The organism is Pseudomonas sp. D8002, from assembly GCF_013385695.1.
GTDB lineage: Bacteria > Pseudomonadota > Gammaproteobacteria > Pseudomonadales > Pseudomonadaceae > Aquipseudomonas.
Window position 1 is genome coordinate 1 of the sequence record NZ_JACAPM010000058.1, and the last position, 3,466, is coordinate 3,466.

Sequence of the window (3,466 nt, forward strand, 5' to 3'; positions counted from 1 at the left end):
GTAAGCGGCCGGCGAACACACCTTCAAAATCCCAGCATTAAGGGCGATGGTGTCCGCGTATTTTTAAGCGGACGCGATCGCCCTTATCGCCGGGATTTCCATGCGCCAACGAAGCTCTTACCCCAAACCATTCAAAGCCCAAGTCGTTCAGGAATGCCTGCAACCCGGAGCGACGATTTCCAGCGTAGCCATCCATCACGGCATCAATGCTAACGTGATCCGCAAGTGGCTACCGAGTTACCGGGATCAATCGCCTGCAACCTTGCCGGCTTTCGTTCCGGTAAAAACGGTACCAAGGCGAGCATCAGAAGAGATGGTGATCATCTCGCTGCCTCTGGGTGATAAATCCATCACCGTAAAATGGCCAGCCTCGGATCCGGACGGCTGCGCGTGTTTCATTCGTGGCCTGGCCCAATGATTCGCGTCGATGCCATCTGGCTCGCCACCGAGCCCATGGACATGCGCGCCGGCACCGAGACGGCATTGGCCCGAGTGGTCGCGGTGTTCGGTGCGGCGAAGCCGCACTGCGCTTACCTCTTTGCCAACCGTCGGGCCAATCGGATGAAAGTCCTGGTGCACGACGGCGTCGGTATCTGGCTGGCAGCACGGCGCTTGAACCAGGGCAAATTTCATTGGCCAGGCCTCCATCGTGGGACGGAGGTCGAACTCGACCCCGAACAACTTCAGGCGCTGGTACTTGGATTACCTTGGCAACGAGTCGGTGCGTGCGGCGCAATTACATTGCTTTAAATGTTGCCTTTTAGCTGAAGCAGTCAGGCTGCTTTGGTAAAATCCACCCCCATGACTTCCTTGCCCGATCTCGACCAAATGACCCCCGAACAACTGCGCACACTGGCTGCGCAGTTGATGTCCAAGGTCGACACCCAAAGCAGAAAGATCCATCGTGATGAAACGATCATCGAGCAGCTCACTCACGAGATCGCCCTCCTTAAACGTCACAAGTTCGCCAAGCGCAGTGAGCAGATCAGCCCGGCGCAAGGCAGCTTGCTCGACGACCTGCTTAATACTGACCTCGAAGCCATCGAGGCCGAGTTAAAAGCCCTTCATCCAGCACCCGCGCAGGCAGAACCACGCCAGCAACCCAAGCGTGCGCCGTTGCCACCGCAGTTCCCACGCACTGTGATCCATCACGACCCGGACGACACGCAATGCGCGTGCGGCTGCCAGCTTCAGCGCATCGGTGAAGATGTCAGCGAGAAGCTGGATTACACGCCGGGCGTGTTCACTGTCGAGCAGCATGTGCGTGGGAAATGGGCCTGCCGGCAGTGCGAAACACTGATCCAGGCGCCGGTGCCGCCTCAAGTGATCGACAAGGGCATCCCCACGGCGGGCCTGCTGGCGCATGTGATGGTGGCCAAGTTCGCCGACCACCTGCCGCTGTATCGACAGGAGAAGATCTTCGGCCGTGCCGGCCTGGCTATCCCGCGCTCGACACTGGCGCAGTGGGTGGGTCAAACCGGCGTGCAGCTTCAGCCGCTGGTCGATGCGCTGCGCGAGGTGGTGCTGGCCCAGCGCGTGGTTCACGCCGATGAAACGCCGGTACAAATGCTGGCGCCCGGCGAGAAGAAAACCCACCGCGCTTATGTCTGGGCCTACAGCACTACGCCATTCTCGGCCCTCAAGGCCGTGGTCTACGACTTCAGCCCCAGCCGTGCCGGCGAACACGCGCGTAACTTCCTGGGCACGTGGAACGGCAAGCTAGTCTGCGATGACTTCGCTGGCTACAAGGCCAGCTTCGAGCTGGGCATTACCGAAATCGGCTGCATGGCCCATGCGCGCCGCAAGTTCTTTGACCTGCATATAGCCAATAAAAGCCAATTGGCGGAGCAGGCGCTTCACTCGATTGGCGGGCTTTACGGAGTCGAGCGGCACGCCAAGGAAATGAGCGACGAAGACCGTTGGCGATTACGCCAGGAAACGGCAGTGCCCATCGCTGAAAAGCTGCATGAGTGGATGTTGGCTCAGCGTGAACTTGTGCCCGAGGGTTCGGCCACGGCCAAGGCTCTGGATTACAGCCTCAAACGCTGGGTAGCGCTGACGCGCTACCTGGAAGATGGTGCTGTGCCCATCGACAACAATCAGATCGAGAACTTGATCCGGCCGTGGGCGCTTGGGCGGTCGAACTGGTTGTTTGCAGGATCGTTACGCAGCGGCAAGCGGGCGACGGCGATCATGAGCTTGATCCAATCTGCACGGCTAAATGGGCACGATCCGTATGCCTATTTGAAGGACGTTCTCACGCGCTTGCCGACGCAGCGTGCGAGTGAGATTTCCGAATTGCTGCCGCATAAATGGCAACCCGTTTAGTTACGCAAGTCGGGATGCCCTGAGGTATATTGTTGTCCATTCCGTGACCTCGAAACAAACATCAGTAACTCGTGAAACGGGTGCACACTGAGATATCCAGACTGCATTTCAAGAACCAGCTGCACAAATATGACTTCCAACAGCACGAAATTCAGGGTCGGCAACTTACCAGCAGATAGGAAACGATTCCCACCTACCACGACCCATGGTGCTGCGGTGGTGGTTCTCTAGCAACCCCTTCGAGATTTCCATATGAAACCCAATCCTCCAATCGATAACGCACTACGCGTCGCGTTGGTTACAGGATCCACTTCCGGTATCGGCGCAGCCATTGCACGTACACTGAGCCGGGCAGGCTATGCTGTGGTTCTCCATTCGCGAAATTCTGCGGATACGGGTCGCGCTATGGCTGCCGAAATGAAACAGGCTATCTACGTGCAAGCTGATCTTGCTGTTGAAGCTGACAGGGTCAGGCTTGTTAACGAGGCGATCGCCGCGTGGGGTCAGCTCGACGTATTGGTCAATAACGCCGGCATCAGCAGAGTTATTCCGCATAGCGACCTTGCCTCTGCCACTTCGGCGGTGTGGCACGAACTTAACGAGATTAATGTCGTGGCGCCTTTCCACCTAGTCGCATTGGTCGAATCGGCATTGCGCGATGCCGCCCGTTACCGTCGAGCAGGTAGCGTCGTAAACATCAGTTCGCATGCGGGTGTCCGTCCTAAGGGCGCATCCATTCCCTACGCGGTGAGCAAAGCTGCGCTCAATCACATGACCCGCTTGCTCGCGGTGTCACTTGGGCCAGACATTCGCGTAAATGCTGTGGCGCCTGGCTTGGTCGACACACCTCTGACCGCAGAGTGGACAGATGCCCAAGAGTTGTGGCGAGATCGCGCGCCAATGCGCAGGGCCGCTAGCCCAGACGACATTGCAAACGCTGTTGCAATGTTGGTTGATTCGGACTACTTAACCGGTGAGATACTCCTGTCAGACGGCGGATTAAATCTGACCTAGGTTGAGCGCGCTCCGCAGGGGTGGCGCGAGAAGACGAGTTACTTTGCTTTGCCGACGGGCTCAAACGCCGGTCGGATACGATAGCTTTGGAGGGGGGTGCTAGATGACTTTGCCGGACGGATAC

General features: G+C 58.0%; 4 protein-coding genes. All 4 read left to right on the plus strand.

Features of this window, described 5'->3' with window-relative positions; genetic code table 11:
• Positions 1-100 precede the first annotated feature (100 nt).
• The 4 genes from HX807_RS29600 to HX807_RS29615 all read left to right on the plus strand — a co-directional run bounded on the left by HX807_RS29600 (position 101) and on the right by HX807_RS29615 (position 3,342).
• Entirely contained in the window at positions 101-418 is a 318-nt protein-coding gene (locus tag HX807_RS29600) for a transposase (protein ID WP_177051940.1), read from the plus strand.
• A complete protein-coding gene (gene tnpB, locus HX807_RS31825; RefSeq protein WP_177051942.1) occupies positions 415-750 on the plus strand; it encodes an IS66 family insertion sequence element accessory protein TnpB in 336 nt (111 codons plus the stop codon). The genes HX807_RS29600 and tnpB overlap by 4 nt, the downstream gene beginning before the upstream one ends.
• Positions 751-801: 51 nt before the next feature.
• Entirely contained in the window at positions 802-2,328 is a 1,527-nt protein-coding gene (locus HX807_RS29610) for an IS66 family transposase (protein ID WP_177051944.1), read from the plus strand.
• Between the two features lie 252 nt (positions 2,329-2,580).
• Positions 2,581-3,342 carry an SDR family NAD(P)-dependent oxidoreductase gene (locus HX807_RS29615; RefSeq protein ID WP_177051946.1) on the plus strand — a complete coding sequence of 254 codons (762 nt, stop codon included), beginning with the start codon at positions 2,581-2,583 and terminating at the stop codon, positions 3,340-3,342.
• The last annotated feature ends 124 nt before the right edge of the window (positions 3,343-3,466 follow it).